The sequence below is a fragment of the Streptomyces africanus genome (assembly GCF_030816955.1).
Classification (GTDB): domain Bacteria; phylum Actinomycetota; class Actinomycetes; order Streptomycetales; family Streptomycetaceae; genus Streptomyces; species Streptomyces africanus.
The window spans coordinates 5,968,171-5,984,378 of sequence record NZ_JAUSYP010000001.1; the positions used below are offsets into that span (position 1 = coordinate 5,968,171).

Annotated in this window: 18 protein-coding genes; 13 read left to right on the forward strand and 5 right to left on the reverse strand. The window is 68.8% G+C overall.

Going from position 1 to position 16,208, the window contains the following annotated elements; all coding sequences use genetic code 11:
• The first annotated feature begins 123 nt into the window (after positions 1–123).
• From QF034_RS27875 to QF034_RS27925, 11 genes are all read left to right on the forward strand, one after another.
• Positions 124–1,467: an MraY family glycosyltransferase gene (locus QF034_RS27875; protein ID WP_307177499.1), complete on the forward strand. Its 1,344-nt coding sequence runs from the start codon at positions 124–126 to the stop codon at positions 1,465–1,467.
• A gap of 314 nt (positions 1,468–1,781) precedes the next feature.
• Positions 1,782–2,219 (forward strand): Cg1360 family ATP-synthase-associated protein, encoded by a 438-nt coding sequence (locus QF034_RS27880; protein ID WP_307177500.1) that lies wholly within the window; start codon positions 1,782–1,784, stop codon positions 2,217–2,219.
• Positions 2,220–2,444: 225 nt separating this feature from the next.
• Positions 2,445–3,263 (forward strand): F0F1 ATP synthase subunit A, encoded by an 819-nt coding sequence (gene atpB / locus QF034_RS27885; RefSeq protein WP_503167795.1) that lies wholly within the window; start codon positions 2,445–2,447, stop codon positions 3,261–3,263.
• Between the two features lie 74 nt (positions 3,264–3,337).
• Entirely contained in the window at positions 3,338–3,571 is a 234-nt protein-coding gene (gene atpE / locus QF034_RS27890; protein WP_031485821.1) for an ATP synthase F0 subunit C, read from the forward strand.
• Positions 3,572–3,612: 41 nt separating this feature from the next.
• Positions 3,613–4,161 (forward strand): F0F1 ATP synthase subunit B, encoded by a 549-nt coding sequence (locus QF034_RS27895; RefSeq protein ID WP_086852629.1) that lies wholly within the window; start codon positions 3,613–3,615, stop codon positions 4,159–4,161.
• Positions 4,158–4,973, forward strand: a complete 816-nt coding sequence (locus QF034_RS27900; RefSeq protein WP_307177501.1) for a F0F1 ATP synthase subunit delta — start codon at positions 4,158–4,160, stop codon at positions 4,971–4,973. The genes QF034_RS27895 and QF034_RS27900 overlap by 4 nt, the downstream gene beginning before the upstream one ends.
• A gap of 126 nt (positions 4,974–5,099) precedes the next feature.
• Positions 5,100–6,689 (forward strand): F0F1 ATP synthase subunit alpha, encoded by a 1,590-nt coding sequence (atpA, locus tag QF034_RS27905; RefSeq protein ID WP_307177502.1) that lies wholly within the window; start codon positions 5,100–5,102, stop codon positions 6,687–6,689.
• Positions 6,690–6,709: 20 nt separating this feature from the next.
• Positions 6,710–7,627: a F0F1 ATP synthase subunit gamma gene (locus tag QF034_RS27910; RefSeq protein WP_307177503.1), complete on the forward strand. Its 918-nt coding sequence runs from the start codon at positions 6,710–6,712 to the stop codon at positions 7,625–7,627.
• On the forward strand, positions 7,628–9,064 hold the full coding sequence (gene atpD, locus QF034_RS27915; RefSeq protein WP_086601185.1) for a F0F1 ATP synthase subunit beta: 1,437 nt from the start codon (positions 7,628–7,630) through the stop codon (positions 9,062–9,064). It abuts the gene before it with no gap.
• 130 nt (positions 9,065–9,194) lie between these two features.
• Entirely contained in the window at positions 9,195–9,572 is a 378-nt protein-coding gene (locus tag QF034_RS27920) for a F0F1 ATP synthase subunit epsilon (protein WP_010040145.1), read from the forward strand.
• A 131-nt stretch (positions 9,573–9,703) separates the two neighbouring features.
• On the forward strand, positions 9,704–10,150 hold the full coding sequence (locus QF034_RS27925) for a DUF2550 domain-containing protein (RefSeq protein WP_086565274.1): 447 nt from the start codon (positions 9,704–9,706) through the stop codon (positions 10,148–10,150).
• 9 nt (positions 10,151–10,159) lie between these two features.
• On the opposite strand, the gene QF034_RS27930 is transcribed toward QF034_RS27925, so the two are convergent.
• The 3 genes from QF034_RS27930 to QF034_RS27940 all read right to left on the reverse strand — a co-directional run bounded on the left by QF034_RS27930 (position 10,160) and on the right by QF034_RS27940 (position 13,948).
• Complete coding sequence (locus QF034_RS27930) at positions 10,160–11,983, reverse strand: glycoside hydrolase family 18 chitinase (protein WP_307177504.1); 1,824 nt, start codon at positions 11,981–11,983, stop codon at positions 10,160–10,162.
• A 133-nt stretch (positions 11,984–12,116) separates the two neighbouring features.
• Complete coding sequence (locus QF034_RS27935) at positions 12,117–12,758, reverse strand: response regulator (RefSeq protein ID WP_307177505.1); 642 nt, start codon at positions 12,756–12,758, stop codon at positions 12,117–12,119.
• A complete protein-coding gene (locus QF034_RS27940; protein WP_307177506.1) occupies positions 12,755–13,948 on the reverse strand; it encodes a sensor histidine kinase in 1,194 nt (397 codons plus the stop codon). The genes QF034_RS27935 and QF034_RS27940 overlap by 4 nt, the downstream gene beginning before the upstream one ends.
• A gap of 152 nt (positions 13,949–14,100) precedes the next feature.
• Between QF034_RS27940 and QF034_RS27945 the strand changes: the two genes are divergently transcribed.
• The gene (locus QF034_RS27945) at positions 14,101–14,679 is read left to right on the forward strand and encodes a hypothetical protein (protein ID WP_307177507.1); all 579 of its coding nucleotides are present in this window, start codon (positions 14,101–14,103) and stop codon (positions 14,677–14,679) included.
• Entirely contained in the window at positions 14,676–14,864 is a 189-nt protein-coding gene (locus QF034_RS27950) for a DUF5708 family protein (protein WP_307177508.1), read from the forward strand. The genes QF034_RS27945 and QF034_RS27950 overlap by 4 nt, the downstream gene beginning before the upstream one ends.
• A gap of 3 nt (positions 14,865–14,867) precedes the next feature.
• On the opposite strand, the gene QF034_RS27955 is transcribed toward QF034_RS27950, so the two are convergent.
• Together QF034_RS27955 and QF034_RS27960 are read right to left on the reverse strand one after the other, a co-directional pair.
• Positions 14,868–15,440, reverse strand: coding sequence for a cob(I)yrinic acid a,c-diamide adenosyltransferase (locus QF034_RS27955; RefSeq protein WP_307177509.1), 573 nt, complete (start codon positions 15,438–15,440; stop codon positions 14,868–14,870).
• Positions 15,441–15,453: 13 nt separating this feature from the next.
• On the reverse strand, positions 15,454–16,203 hold the full coding sequence (locus tag QF034_RS27960) for an ABC transporter permease (RefSeq protein ID WP_307177510.1): 750 nt from the start codon (positions 16,201–16,203) through the stop codon (positions 15,454–15,456).
• Positions 16,204–16,208: the final 5 nt, after the last annotated feature.

Consider the following 16,208-nt stretch of genomic DNA (forward strand, 5'->3'; position numbering starts at 1 on the left):
GTAAGCGCACCAGGGTGCACAGCTACTCGTGCAACCATCGTCGCTACCCGGAAGTCCCCACCCATATGCGCGCATCGCTAGGGTGTGGGGCTGAGATGGCCAGCGAAACCTGTGGGGAAGCCCGTGCGTGAATACCTGCTGACGCTCTGCGTCACGGCCGCGGTGACGTATCTGCTGACAGGGCCGGTACGGAAGTTCGCGATCGTGGCCGGAGCGATGCCGGAGATCCGGGCACGTGACGTGCACCGGGAACCCACTCCGCGGCTCGGCGGGATCGCGATGTTCTTCGGCCTGTGCGCGGGCCTGCTGGTCGCCGACCACCTGACCAACCTCAACCAGGTCTTCCAGGCCTCGAACGAACCCCGGGCCCTGCTGTCCGGGGCGGCCCTGATCTGGCTGATCGGTGTGCTGGACGACAAGTTCGAGATCGACGCTCTGATCAAGCTGGGCGGCCAGATGATCGCCGCGGGCGTGATGGTCGTGCAGGGTCTGACGATCCTGTGGCTGCCGATCCCGGGCATCGGCTCGGTGGCGCTCACCCAGTGGCAGGGCACCCTGCTGACGGTGGCGCTGGTCGTCATCACGATCAACGCGGTCAACTTCGTCGACGGCCTGGACGGTCTCGCGGCCGGCATGGTCTGCATCGCGGCCACCGCGTTCTTCCTGTACGCCTACCGGATCTGGTACTCGTACGGCGTCGAGGCCGCCGCCCCCGCCACGCTCTTCTCGGCGATCCTGATGGGCATGTGCCTGGGCTTCCTGCCGCACAACATGCACCCGGCGCGGATCTTCATGGGCGACTCGGGGTCGATGCTGATCGGCCTGGTCCTGGCCGCGGGCGCGATCTCCGTCACGGGGCAGGTCGACCCGGACGCGCTCAACCTGTACGTCGGGTCGGAGAAGGAGGCCGTGCACCAGACGGTCCCCGTCTACATCCCGCTGCTGCTGCCGCTGACGATCATCGCGGTGCCGGCCGCCGACCTGATCCTGGCCATCGTGCGCCGCACCTGGCGCGGCCAGTCGCCGTTCGCCGCCGACCGCGGCCACCTGCACCACCGCCTGCTGGAGATCGGCCACTCGCACAGCCGGGCCGTGCTGATCATGTACTTCTGGTCGGCGCTGATCGCCTTCGGCGCGCTCGCCTACTCGGTCAACTCGGCGTCCATGTGGATCGTGCTCGGCGTCGTGTTCCTCAGCGCGATCGGCCTGGCCCTGCTCCTGCTGCCGCGCTTCACGCCGCGCACTCCGCGCTGGATGGAGCGCTTCGTGCCGCCGCGCTACCGCCGCCGCGGCGTCCCGGCCCTGGCGCCCGAGGCCTCGACGCCGGCGTCCATCACGGACCAGCCGTCCTCGCTCGCCCCCGGGAGCCGCGCCCCCGTCGTGTCCGGCGTCTCAGGAGTCAACGGAGCGACCGCCCTCGGCGCCCGCTCGCGTCCGGCGGACCGGCGCAAGGCCGGGACCAGGTAAGAGCCGGGACAAGGTAAGAATCTGACTAGAGCATTGCCAAGTCGTGGGGTTGTGATGGGGGAGCGAAGTGCCCCAATATCAGACAAGTCGGCGCTGTTCTTGCACAGACGCGCAGCTTCACTCTCATGTGTGACTGCACGCACACCCTCAGGTAAAGACTGCATCAAATAGTTTGTGATACGGTTCACGAGAACCCCCGGATAGAGCCGAAGGGCCGTAGTGCGACGGTCCATTGGTGTGAGGTCTCCACTCAGCCCGGGACTACGCTCGTCCATGACGACACCCCTGCCCCCTGCGAAAGCGGAGTTGCCGCCATGCCGTCCAATGACGCCCGGATGTTGGCCCAGGCCGCCGTGCCCACGGCTGCCGTCGGTGCTGTTGCCGCCGTCATCAGTGGCGTGGTCGCCGGTGGCAAGGGTGCGATCGGGGCGGTCGCCGCGACGCTCGTGGTGGTCCTTTTCATGGGGATCGGTCTCTACGTCCTGCAGCGCACTGCCAAATCGCTTCCGCACCTTTTCCAGGCGATGGGCCTGATGCTCTACGCGGCGCAGATTCTTTTGCTGTTCGTCTTCGTCGCCGCGTTCAAGAACACGACGCTGTTCGACCCCAAAGTCTTCGCCATCACGCTCGTCGCCGGCACCCTCGCGTGGATCGCCGCACAGGCGCGTGCCCACATGAAGGCCAAGATCCTTTACGTCGAGCCCGATTCGACGACGGGCGGGAAGCCCGAAAAGTCGGGGCACCCGTCGTGAGGGGTAGGGCCGGGATAAGCAGGCATGAGATCTCCTGCTATCGTCCGGTGCCAACTGCGGCATCGCGGGCGCGGGCATCCGAGCTGACGCCTGCTCTATCGCGAGGCGAGATGCCCCCCAGCCGCCCCCACATCCGTAACACCAGTCCCGTGCCGAACCGCGGCTCTGTGCCGCGCCGACACAACGAGGTTGCCGTACCCATGCGTCACGCCGAAGGAGCCCGCGGTGAGTGCTGACCAGACCCAGCTCGCCTTTGACTGGAGCTGTCGGATCATGTCCGACAACGGGTGTGGTTTTCCGGCTCCGGGCCTGCACTCGTTCCTCTTCAAGCCGATCGCCACGGTTGGAGGGTTCGAGTTCAACAAGGTGATGCTGCTCGCGGTCATCACCACCCTGCTTGTCGTCACGTTCTTCACGCTCGCCTTCGGCAAGGCGAAGGTGGTGCCGGGCAAGCTCCAGATGATCGGCGAGGCCGGCTACGACTTCGTACGCCGCGGCATCGTCTACGAGACCCTCGGCAAGAAGGAGGGCGAGAAGTTCGTCCCCCTCATGGTCTCGCTCTTCTTCTTCATCTGGATCATGAACATCTGGTCCGTGATCCCGCTGGCGCAGTTCCCGGTGTCGTCGATCATCGCCTACCCGATGGTGCTGGCCGCCATCGTCTACGTGGTGTGGGTCTCGCTGACCTTCAAGCGGCACGGTTTCGTCGGGTTCTTCAAGAACGTCACCGGCTACGACAAGGAACTCGGCCCGGTTCTCCCGCTCGTGATGGTCATCGAGTTCTTCTCGAACCTGCTCGTTCGCCCCTTCACGCACGCGGTCCGGCTCTTCGCCAACATGTTCGCCGGTCACCTGATGCTGGTGATGTTCACCGTCGCCTCCTGGTACCTGCTGAACAGCTGGATGATCCCGGCCGCCGGTGTCTCCTTCGTCATGACGATGGTCATGATCCTCTTCGAGCTCTTCGTGCAGGCCGTCCAGGCGTACGTGTTCGTCCTCCTGGCCTGCTCGTACATCCAGGGCGCTCTCGCCAAGCACCACTGAGCCCCACTCCCTCAAGCCCCTGATCGTCCGGTGGCCAACCCCCGCCGGTCCATGAAAAAGAAGGAAGATTCAGCATGGCTGCCCTTGAGACCCTCGCCGCTGTCGAAGGCAACATCGGTTCCATCGGCTACGGCCTCGCCGCCATCGGCCCCGGCGTCGGCGTCGGCATCATCTTCGGTAACGGCACCCAGGCCCTCGCCCGCCAGCCCGAGGCGGCCGGCCTGATCCGTGCCAACCAGATCCTCGGTTTCGCGTTCTGTGAGGCGCTCGCCCTCATCGGCATCGTCATGCCGTTCGTCTACGGATGATCGAGCCCTGACGAGCGAACCTGCCAACGAAAGGCACTGATGTGATCGCCAACCTGGTGCAGCTGGCGGCCGAGGAAGAGCAGAACCCGCTCGTTCCTCCGGGCCCCGAGCTGCTCGTCGGCACCATCGCCTTCGCCATCGTGTTCTTCTTCTTCTGGAAGAAGCTGCTTCCGAACATCAACAAGGTTCTGGAGGAGCGCCGCGCGGCGATCGAAGGCGGTATCGAAGAGGCCGAGACCATGAAGGTCGAGGCCCAGAGCGTCCTTGAGCAGTACAAGGCACAGCTCGCCGAGGCCCGGCACGAGGCCGCGCGTCTGCGCCAGGAGGCGCAGGAGCAGGGTGCCGCGCTCATCGCCGAGATGCGGGCCGAGGGCCAGCGTCAGCGCGAGGAGATCGTCGCCGCGGGTCACGCCCAGATCGAGGCCGACCGCAAGGCCGCGTCGTCCGCGCTCCGCCAGGACGTCGGCAAGCTCGCCACCGACCTGGCCGGCAAGCTCGTCGGCGAGTCCCTCGAGGACCACGCCCGCCAGAGCCGCGTGATCGACCGGTTCCTCGACGACCTCGAGGAGAAGGCCGAGGCCGGCCGATGAACGGAGCGAGCCGCGAGGCCCTGGCAGCCGCACGAGAGCGTCTCGACGCGCTGACGGACTCCACGTCCGTGGACGCCGGCGCGCTCGCCGACGAACTGGCCGCCGTCACCGCGCTGCTCGACCGCGAGGTGTCGCTGCGTCGGGTCCTCACCGACCCGGCGCAGGCCGGCGAGGCCAAGGCCGAACTGGCCCAGCGCCTCCTCGGCACCCAGGTCAGCGGCCCGGCCGCCGACCTGGTCGCCGGAATGGTGCGCTCCCGCTGGTCGCAGTCGCGCGACCTGGTGGACGCCCTGGAGGTACTGGCCAGCACCGCCGACCTCACCGCCGCGCAGAAGGTGGGCAAGCTCGACGACGTCGAGGACGAGCTGTTCCGGTTCGGCCGGATCGTCTCCGGCAGCACCGAGCTGCGCGCCGCGCTGACCGACCGCAGGGCCACCACCTCGGCCAAGGGCGAGCTGCTGCGCAGCCTGCTCGGCGGCCGGGCACAGGCGGCCACCGAGCGTCTGGTGACGCGCCTTGTGGCCGCGCCGCGGGGACGTAGCCTGGAGTCGGGACTGGAGTCCCTGTCCAAGCTCGCCGCCGAGCGCCGGGACCGCATGGTGGCCATCGTCACCTCGGCGGTACCGCTGAGCGACCCGCAGAAGCAGCGCCTGGGCGCCGCCCTCGCGAAGCTCTACGGCCGCAAGATGCACCTCAACCTGGACGTGGACCCCGAGGTCCTCGGCGGGATCCGGGTGCAGGTCGGCGACGAGGTCATCAACGGCTCCCTCGCGGACCGCATCGAGGACGCCAGCCGCCGGCTCACGAGCTGAGCAGCAACTCAATAGGCACAACGTACTTACGACGGCCCTGGTTGGGCCGTGCAGAAGAATCCTGGGGGTCGCCCCCAGACCCCCAAAGTGAAACTTCGGGCCCAACAAGGAGAGCAGGGAACCCAGATGGCGGAGCTCACGATCCGGCCGGAGGAGATCCGGGACGCGCTGGAGAACTTCGTCCAGGCGTACAAGCCGGACGCGGCCTCGCGCGAGGAGGTCGGTACGGTCACCTTCGCCGGCGACGGCATCGCGAAGGTCGAGGGTCTGCCCTCGGTCATGGCCAACGAGCTGCTGAAGTTCGAGGACGGCAGCCTCGGTCTCGCCCTCAACCTCGAGGAGCGCGAGATCGGCTGCGTCGTCCTCGGCGAGTTCAGCGGCATCGAGGAGGGGCAGCCGGTCTCGCGTACCGGTGAGGTTCTCTCCGTCGCGGTGGGCGAGGGCTACCTCGGCCGCGTGGTGGACCCCCTCGGCAACCCGATCGACGGTCTCGGCGAGATCGAGACGGACAGCCGTCGCGCTCTGGAGCTCCAGGCTCCGGGCGTCATGGTCCGTAAGTCGGTGCACGAGCCGATGGAGACCGGCTACAAGGCCGTCGACACGATGACCCCGATCGGCCGTGGCCAGCGTCAGCTGATCATCGGTGACCGCCAGACCGGCAAGACCGCCCTGGCCGTCGACACGATCATCAACCAGCGCGACAACTGGCGCTCGGGCGACCCGAACAAGCAGGTCCGCTGCATCTACGTCGCCATCGGCCAGAAGGGCTCCACCATCGCCGGCGTGCGCGGCGCTCTGGAGGAGGCCGGCGCGCTGGAGTACACGACCATCGTCGCCGCCCCGGCGTCCGACCCGGCCGGCTTCAAGTACCTGGCGCCGTACACCGGTTCGGCCATCGGCCAGCACTGGATGTACCAGGGCAAGCACGTCCTGATCATCTTCGACGACCTGTCGAAGCAGGCCGACGCCTACCGCGCCGTGTCGCTGCTGCTGCGCCGCCCGCCGGGCCGTGAGGCCTACCCGGGTGACGTCTTCTACCTGCACTCCCGTCTGCTGGAGCGCTGCGCGAAGCTCTCCGACGAGATGGGTGCCGGCTCGATGACCGGTCTGCCGATCGTCGAGACCAAGGCCAACGACGTCTCGGCGTTCATCCCGACCAACGTCATCTCCATCACCGACGGCCAGTGCTTCCTGGAGTCGGACCTGTTCAACGCCGGTCAGCGTCCCGCGCTGAACGTCGGTATCTCGGTCTCCCGAGTCGGTGGTTCCGCCCAGCACAAGGCGATCCGCCAGGTCTCCGGCCGTCTGCGCGTGGACCTCGCCCAGTTCCGTGAGCTGGAGGCGTTCGCCGCCTTCGGTTCCGACCTGGACGCCGCGTCCAAGGCGCAGCTGGAGCGTGGTCAGCGCATGGTCGAGCTGCTGAAGCAGCCGCAGTACCAGCCGATGGCCACCGAGGACCAGGTCGTCTCCATCTGGGCCGGCACCACCGGCAAGATGGACGAGGTTCCGGTCGCCGACATCCGCCGCTTCGAGAAGGAGCTGCTGGAGTACCTGCACCGCAAGGAGCAGGGCCTGCTGACCTCCATCCGCGAGGGCGGGAAGATGTCGGACGACACCCTCCAGGCCATGGCCGACGCCATCGCTGAGTTCAAGAAGCAGTTCGAGACCTCCGACGGCAAGCTGCTCGGCGAGGACACCCCGGCTGCCGGTAAGTGACGACGGAAGGGACCTGACTCATGGGAGCCCAGCTCCGGGTCTACAAGCGTCGCATCCGATCCGTCTCCGCGACCAAGAAGATCACGAAGGCGATGGAGATGATCGCCGCCTCGCGCGTCGTCAAGGCGCAGCGCAAGGTGGCGGCGTCCACGCCGTACGCGACCGAGCTCACCCGGGCGGTCGCGGCGGTCGCCACCGGATCGAACACCAAGCACCCGCTGACGACGGAGCCGGAGAACCCGACCCGTGCCGCGGTCCTGCTCCTCACGAGCGACCGCGGTCTGGCCGGCGCCTTCAACTCCAACGCCATCAAGGCGGCGGAGAGGCTCACGGCGAAGCTCGAAGGTGAGGGCAAGGAGGTCGACAACTACATCGTCGGCCGCCGTGGTGTCGCCCACTACAACTTCCGCGAGCGCAAGATCGTGGAGTCGTTCACGGGCTTCACCGACGAACCGTCGTACGCGGACGCCAAGAAGGTCGCGGCCCCGCTGATCGAGGCCATCGAGACGGAGACGGCCGAGGGCGGCGTGGACGAGCTCCACATCGTCTACACCGAGTTCGTGTCGATGATGACGCAGACGGCGATCGAGGCCCGGCTGCTGCCGCTCAGCCTCGACGAGGTGGCGGCGGAGGCCAAGCCCAAGGGCGAGATCCTGCCGCTGTTCGACTTCGAGCCCTCGGCGGAGGACGTCCTGGACGCCCTGCTGCCGCGCTATGTGGAGAGCCGGATCTACAACGCGCTGCTCCAGTCGGCCGCCTCCAAGCACGCCGCCACGCGGCGCGCGATGAAGTCGGCCACCGACAACGCCGGAGAGCTCATCGAGACGCTCACCCGGCTTGCCAACCAGGCCCGCCAGGCCGAAATCACCCAGGAAATCAGCGAGATCGTCGGTGGCGCCAGTGCCCTGGCCGACGCGACCGCGGGGAGTGACCGATAAATGACCACCACTGTTGAGACCGCGACGGCTACGGGCCGCGTCGCCCGGGTCATCGGCCCGGTCGTCGACGTGGAGTTCCCCGTCGACGCGATGCCCGAGATCTACAACGCCCTGCACGTCGAGGTCGCCGACCCGGCGCTCGCGGGCGAGAAGAAGACGCTGACCCTGGAGGTCGCCCAGCACCTGGGTGACGGCCTGGTCCGCGCGATCTCCATGCAGCCCACCGACGGCCTGGTCCGCCAGGCTCCCGTCGTCGACACCGGTGCGGGCATCTCCGTCCCGGTCGGCGACTTCACCAAGGGTAAGGTGTTCAACACCCTCGGTGAGGTGCTGAACAGCGACGAGACCTACGAGGGCGAGCGCTGGTCCATCCACCGCAAGGCCCCCGCGTTCGACCAGCTCGAGTCGAAGACCGAGATGTTCGAGACGGGCCTGAAGGTCGTCGACCTTCTCACCCCGTACGTCAAGGGCGGCAAGATCGGTCTGTTCGGTGGTGCCGGTGTCGGCAAGACCGTGCTGATCCAGGAAATGATCATGCGTGTCGCCAACCTCCACGAGGGCGTCTCCGTCTTCGCGGGCGTCGGCGAGCGCACCCGTGAGGGCAACGACCTCATCGCGGAGATGGAAGAGTCCGGCGTTCTGGACAAGACCGCCCTGGTCTTCGGCCAGATGGACGAGCCCCCGGGCACCCGTCTGCGCGTGGCCCTGGCCGGCCTGACGATGGCGGAGTACTTCCGTGACGTCCAGAAGCAGGACGTGCTGTTCTTCATCGACAACATCTTCCGCTTCACCCAGGCCGGTTCCGAGGTGTCGACCCTGCTCGGCCGTATGCCCTCCGCGGTGGGCTACCAGCCGAACCTGGCCGACGAGATGGGTGTGCTCCAGGAGCGCATCACCTCGACCCGTGGTCACTCGATCACCTCGATGCAGGCGATCTACGTCCCCGCGGACGACCTGACCGACCCGGCCCCGGCCACCACCTTCGCCCACCTCGACGCGACGACGGTGCTCTCCCGTCCGATCTCCGAGAAGGGCATCTACCCGGCCGTGGACCCGCTGGACTCCACGTCCCGGATCCTCGACCCGCGGTACATCTCGGCGGACCACTACAACGCCGCGATGCGCGTGAAGAACATCCTGCAGAAGTACAAGGACCTGCAGGACATCATCGCGATCCTCGGTATCGACGAGCTCGGCGAGGAGGACAAGCTCGTCGTCCACCGTGCCCGTCGCGTGGAGCGCTTCCTGTCCCAGAACACCCACGCCGCCAAGCAGTTCACCGGCGTGGACGGTTCGGACGTGCCGCTGGACGAGTCGATCGCCGCGTTCAACGCGATCTGCGACGGCGAGTACGACCACTTCCCGGAGCAGGCGTTCTTCATGTGCGGTGGTCTCGAGGACCTGAAGAAGAACGCGAAGGAGCTGGGCGTCTCCTGAGCCTCGCGCTCGATGTGAGCCTCGTGCTCATACCGGAGGGGGCGGGCGCGTCCCGCCCCCTCCGTCACGCCTACTAGACTTGTAACCAACACCCGGCACTCCCGCCGGGTGGTGACCCGAGGAGCCACCCTTGGCTGCTGAGCTGCACGTCGCGCTGGTCGCGGCCGACCGTGAGGTCTGGTCCGGCCAGGCCACCCTGGTCGTCGCGCGCACCACGTCCGGCGACATCGGCGTCATGCCCGGTCACCAGCCGCTGCTCGGTGTGCTGGAGTCGGGCCCGGTGACCATCCGTACGAGTGATGGCGGGACGGTCGTCGCCGCGGTCCACGGCGGTTTCATCTCGTTCGCGGACGACAAGCTCTCGCTCCTGGCCGAAATCGCCGAGCTGTCGGACGAGATCGATGTCCAGCGCGCGGAGCAGGAGCTGGAGCGAGCGAAGGCGGAGGACGACGCGGAGGCCCAGCGCCGCGCGGACGTCCGTCTGCGTACGGCCACGGCGGCGCGCTGACTTAAGCCCGTCGTGTGATGACGTCACTCAGCCGCGGCTGGGTACCGGAGAGATCCGGACCCAGCCGCGGCTGAGGTGGATGTGGGTGTTTTTTACGTTCCGTTACCTAGGAGACGAGGAGGTCGGTGTCGATGGTCCTCGCTCTGACTGTGTGCGGAATTGTCGTGGCCCTCGTGGTGGTGGGACTGTTCGTCTTCGGTCTGCGCCGCCGGCTCATCCAGCGCTCGGGCGGCACCTTCGACGCCAGCCTGCGCTGGGACACCCCGGAGCAGGGCGACACCAACGGCAAGGGCTGGGCGTACGGGGTGGCCCGCTACAACGGCGACCGCGTCGAGTGGTTCCGGGTCTTCTCCTACTCGCCGCGCCCGCGCCGGATCCTGGAGCGTTCCGCGATCGAGGTGGCCGGCCGCCGGGTCCCGCAGGGCGAGGAGGAGCTGGCGCTGCTCTCCGACCATGTGATTCTCGCCTGTCTGCACCGGGGCACCCGGCTGGAGCTGGCCATGAGCGAGGACGCGCTGACCGGTTTCCTCGCGTGGCTTGAGGCAGCCCCGCCCGGTCAGCGCGTCAATGTCGCCTAGGTTCGTCTGTCAGTCGAGTCCGTTGTCGATGGCGGTCACCAGTTCACCGTTGCCGGTGTCACCGCTGAACTCCCAGAAGAACGCGCCGCCGAGGCCCTGGTTCTTGGCCCAGCTCATCTTGCCCGCGATCGTCGACGGGGTGTCGTAGGACCACCAGTTGCTGCCGCAGTAGGCGTACGCGGTGCCCGCGATCGTGCCGGTGGCCGGGCAGGAGTTCTTGAGGACCTTGTAGTCCTCGATGCCGGCCTCGTAGGTGCCGGGCGCCGGGCCGGTGGCCGTGCCGCCGGGGGCGGACTGGGTGACGCCGGTCCAGCCGCGGCCGTAGAAGCCGATGCCCAGCAGGAGCTTGGCGGCCGGAACGCCCTTCGCCTTCAGCTTGGCGATCGCGTCGGCCGAGTTGAAGCCGGCCTGCGGGATGCCGGGGTACGAGGTGAGCGGGGAGTGCGGGGCGGTCGGGCCGTCCTTGTCGAAGGCGCCGAAGTAGTCGTACGTCATCACGTTGTACCAGTCGAGGTACTGCGCGGCGCCGCCGTAGTCAGCCGCGTCGATCTTGCCGCCGGAGGAGCCGTCGGCGGTGATGGCCGCGGTGACCAGATAGTGCGGGCCGAACTCCGTGCGCAGCGCGGACATCAGGTTCTTGAAGGCCGCCGGGCCCGAGGTGTCGCAGCTCAGGCCGCAGGCATTCGGGTACTCCCAGTCGATGTCGATGCCGTCGAAGACGTCGGCCCAGCGCGGGTCCTCCACGACGGCCTTGCAGGACTTGGCGAACGCGGCGGCGTTGGCAGCGGCCTGCCCGAAGCCGCCCGAGTAGGTCCAGCCGCCGAACGAGTACAGCACCTTGATGTGCGGGTACTTGGCCTTGAGCTGGCGCAGCTGGTTGAAGTTGCCGCGCAGCGGCTGGTCCCAGGTGTCGGCGGTGCCGCTGACGGACTGGTCGGCGGTGTAGGCCTTGTCGTAGGCGGCGTAGGTGTCGTCGACCGTGCACTGGCCGTTCTTGACGTTGCCGAAGGCGTAGTTGATGTGCGTGATCTTCGACGCCGAGCCCGAGGTCACCAGGTTCTTGACGTGGTAGTTGCGGCCGTAGACGCCCCACTCGGTGAAGTAGCCGAGCTTGACCTTGTCGCCCTTGGGCGGCTCGGTCGTGCCGCCGGTGGTGCGCACCGCGCGGGCCCCACTGACCGGGCCGGTCTGGTCGGCGGTGTCACGCGCCTGGACGGAGTAGGAGTAGTCGGTGCCCTTGGTCAGGCCCGTGTCGGTGTACGACGTGGTCGTCACCGTGGCGACCTTCGTGCCGTCGCGCAGGACGTCGTAGTTCTTGACGCCCTTGTCGTCGGTCGCGGCGGACCAGGACAGTTTCACCGAGGTGTCGGTGATGTCGGAGGCGGTCGGCGTGCCGGGGGCGCTGGGGGCACTGTCGCCGGGTTCCGTGGTGCCGCCGTCGCAGCTGCCGCCGCTCAGCTTGCAGTTCGCGGGCGAGCCGGTGCCGGTGCCGTTGAAGCCGAAGGAGACGGAGGCGCCGGGGGCGAGGGTGCCGTTCCAGGACTTGTTCTTCGCGGTCCAGTGGGTGCCCGCGGACGTGACGTCGGCGTCCCAGGCGGAGGTGACGGACGTGCCCGAGGGGAAGTCCCACTCGACGGTCCAGGAGCTGAGGGTCGTGGTTCCGGTGTTCTTCACCGTCCACTTGCCTTCGAAGCCGGAGCCCCAGTCCTGCGTCTTGGTGTAGCTCGCGGTGGCCGATGTCGCGGCCTGGGCCGGGCTCGCGAGGCCGACGAGACCGGCCAGCGGGAGCAACAGGGTCGCGAACCCTGCCGCGGCTCTGTGTCTGAAGCGCATGCTGCGCCTCCTTGATGGAGTTGTGGGGGCGTGACTGAGCCTCACGCCCACTCATGGTGCGGTGAGAATAGAAAGGTCTGGACCACCGGTCAATAGGTCTGGACCACGGCGACCTGGAGCGATCTGGGCCCGGTCAGATCCCCAACTCCTGTGCGAGCACCGCGGCTTGCACCCGGCTGCGCAGCTCCAGCTTCCCCAGCAGGCGGCTGACATGCGTCTTCACGGTCGCCTCGGCCATGTCGAGCCGCTCGGCGATGCCCGCGTTGGACAGGCCCTCGCCCAGGCAGGACAGCACCTCGCGCTCACGCCGGGTCAGCCGGTCGAGGACGGCCGGGTCGGCCGTCGGTTCCCGGGTCGGCTTCGCCGCGAACTCGGCGATCAGCCGTCGCGTGACCGCCGGAGCGATCAGCCCCTCCCCGCGCGCCACCGTCCGTACGGCCTCCAGCAGGTCCTTCGCCTCGGTGTTCTTGAGCAGGAAGCCGGACGCGCCCGCCCGCAGCGCCCCGAAGACGTACTCGTCGAGGTCGAAGGTGGTCAGCACCAGCACGTCGGCGAGCCGCTGCGCCACCACCTGCCGGGTCGCCGACACCCCGTCCAGCCGCGGCATCTGTACGTCCATCAGCACCAGGTCCGGCCGCAGCTCACGGGTCAGCGCCACCGCCTGCTCGCCGTCCGCCGCCTCGCCGACCACCTCGATGTCGGGTGCGCTGCGCAGGATGAGGACCAGGCCGGCACGGACGGCCGACTGGTCCTCGGCGACCAGGACGCGGATCATTCGGGATCTCCTTCGACGGTGTCGGGGACGGGCAGGGTGGCGCGTACGGCCCAGATCTTGCCGTCCGGCGAGTCCTCCGGGCCGGCCTCGAACGTGCCGTCCAGCAGCGCGGCGCGTTCCCGCATGCCGACCAGGCCGGCGCCCGAGCCGGGGGCGCTCGGCCCGTCCCGGTCGCCGTACGGGCTGGTCACCGCGACGGTCAGCAGGCCGTCGAGCTGGGCGAGGGACACCGCGACCCGGCCGGGCCCGGCGTGCTTGAGGGCGTTGGTGAGGGACTCCTGGACGATGCGGTAGGCGGCGAGTTCGACGGGCGCGGGGACCGTGTCGTGAGCGGCGTCGAGCGTGACGTCGAGGCCGTTGGTGCGGGCGCCCTCGACCAGCGCGCCGAGTCCGTCGAGGGTGGGGGCGGCGACCGGGGCGACGTCGCCGGCGGAGTCCCGCAGGATCCCGATGAGCCGCCGCATCTCCGCGAGTCCCGCCACGCTGTTCTCACGGATGACGGTCAGGGCCTCCTGGGAGGTCTTCGGGTCGTCCAGGGAGAGCGCGGCCGTGGAGTGGATGGCGATCGCGGACAGGTGGTTGGCGACCATGTCGTGCAGTTCGCGGGCCATCCGGGCGCGTTCGGCGGTGACCGCCTGGGTGCGGTCCATCTCGGCGAGCAGCGCGGTCTGTTCGGCGCGCAGCCGGGCCGCCTCGGCGGCGTCGCGGTGGTTGCGGACGATCAGGCCGGTGGCGGCGGGGCCGAAGGCCACCACGCCGGTGACCACGCCGATCAGCAGGGCCCCGGGCTCGCGCCACAACGCGAACGGCACCACGGTCCCGGCCACCGACAGCAGCCCGGTGATCCTGGGGATGCGGTGGGCCGAGGCGGGCGGGCCGTACAGGACGGCCGCGTACATGAGGTCCGTGTACATCAGGACCGTGACCAGGTTGCCCTGTGTGACGACGTCCAGGACGATCGCGGCCGTGCCGACCAGCAGGGCGGTGCGCGGGGCGGTGCGGCGCAGCAGCTCGCAGCCGGCCATGACCAGCAGCGGCAGCAGCACCGGCCAGCGCCCGGGCAGGAGCACGTACACCTCGGTGCTCGGACGGGTGGCCAGGCCGAGCCCCCACAGCAGCAGCCCGCCGAGCAGACCGCCCAGCGCGACGTACACGTCGAAGCGGCGGGGGCGGGCGAGTCGTACGGCCATGGCACCATCCAACACGGCCGCCGGGCCCCGCGCGTGATCCCCGCGAAGGGTCCCCGACTGCATCTTTCGATGTACCGCGGGTTCGTCAGTCGCGACGACGATTCCGGCCGCGCCGGACGGGAGCCTGGAAGGGTGACCGAGAGGAGCGCATCGTGATCGTCGCCTTGATCGCCGCCTGTGAGATCGGCTTCTGGGTGCTGCTGGCGGCCGGACTGGCCTTCCGCTACCTGCTGCGCATGCGGCGTACGGGGCTGGCCCTGCTGCTGTGCGAGCCGCTGCTGGAGGCCGTCCTGCTGGTCGTCACCGCGCTGGACCTGAAGAACGGCGCCGAGCCGAACTGGACGCACGGACTGGCCGCGCTGTACATCGGCTACACCGTCGGGCACGGCCACCGCACCGTGCAGTGGCTCGACGGCCACGCGGCCCACCGCCTCGGCGGAGCCCCGCCGCCACCGAAGCCCCCGCGCTACGGCATGGCCCGGGCCCGTCACGAGGGCAGGATCTGGATGGGCACGCTGATCGGCGCCGCCGTCGCGACCGCGCTGCTCCAGCTGGCCATCTGGTACGTGGACGACCCGAGCCGTGTCACGTCCCTGGAGAGCTGGCGCTACGTGGCCTGGCGCACGGCGGCCATCCACGGCCTGATCGCGCTGAGCTACTGGATCTGGCCGCGGAAGGCGCCCGCGGGGGAGTCCGAGGTGACACCGGAGAAGGAGAAGGTGCGGCGATGAGCAAGGCCCGCGGAAACCTGGTGGAAGGCGCCGTCACCTTCGTGATCGGCCTGGGGCTGTGGCTGTTCACCGGCGACGTGGAGGTCCCCGTCGTCACCCTCACGAAGGTCGGCGTCGTGATGATGTGCGTCGGCGGCGTGCTGGTCGCCGCCGGGCTGTGGCAGGGCGCGCGGCGCGGGACCTGAGGGTCAGCGCTCCCCGCCCGGCACCCACAGCACGTCTCCGACCTCCTTGTTCGCCGTCCTCGCGAGGATGAACAGGAGGTCGGAGAGCCGGTTGAGGTAGGTGGCCGTCAGGGGGTTCATGACCTCGCCGTGCACCTCCAGGGCCGCCCAGGTCGAGCGCTCCGCCCGGCGGACCACCGTGCAGGCCTGGTGGAGCAGGGCCGCGCCCGGGGTGCCGCCGGGGAGGATGAAGGAGCGGAGCTTCTCCAGGCCCTCCAGGAAGCGGTCGCAGTCCGCCTCCAGCTTGTCGACGTAGGACTGCTCGACCCGCAGGGGCGGGAACTCCGGGTTCTCCACCACCGGCGTCGACAGGTCCGCGCCCACGTCGAACAGGTCGTTCTGCACGCGGGTGAGGACCTTGACGACCTCCTCGTCCAGGCCGCCCAGCGCGATCGCCGTGCCGATCGCCGCGTTCGCCTCGTTGGCGTCGGCGTACGCGGCGATCCGCAGGTCGGTCTTGGCGACCCGGCTCATGTCACCGAGGGCGGTGGTGCCCTGGTCGCCGGTCCTGGTGTAGATGCGCGTCAGATTGACCATGTGGCCAGCGTAGTTACGCTCCGGCCGTTCGGAACACGCGTGTGCCCACTGTCACGGACAGGGCCGTGAAACCGACGGCCACCAGTACGCCGTACAGCATGTGCGCCGTGGCGTAGGAGCCGACGAAGGCGTCCCGGACGGCGTCGACCAGATAGCGGAACGGCATCAGGTGCGACAGCACGTCCAGCCAGGCCGGCCCCAGGCTCATCGGGAGCATCAGCCCGGACAGCAGCATCGACGGCATGGTCAGCGCGTTGATCGCCGGGCCGAAGGTCTGCGGGGTGTTCAGCTTCATGGCCAGCGCGTACGACAGCGAGGCCAGCGAGAGCGAGAGCAGGGCAACGAAGGCGAACCCGATCAGGACGCCGGGCAGCGGGGCCCGCAGGCCCATCGCCACCGCCGCCAGCACCAGCAGCACGGCCTGGAAGACGAACACCGTGGCGTCCCTGAGCACCCGGCCGAGCAGCAGGGCCAGTCGGCTGACGGGGGTGACGCGCATGCGCTCGACCACCCCGTGGCCCTTCTCGATGATGATCGAGAAGCCCGCGAAGGACGCCCCGAACAGGCCCAGTTGCAGCAGCAGGCCGGGGACGAGCAGCTGCCAGGAGCTGCCCTGCCCGCCGAGCGGCAGATCCGTCAGCAGGGGGCCGAAGAACAGCAGGTACAGCAGCGGCATGAGCACGCCGAAGAGCAGTGCGAAGCGGGAACGCAGAGACTGGCGGAGATAACGCCCGTAGACGAGCGCGGTGTCGTGCAGCAGCATCAGGA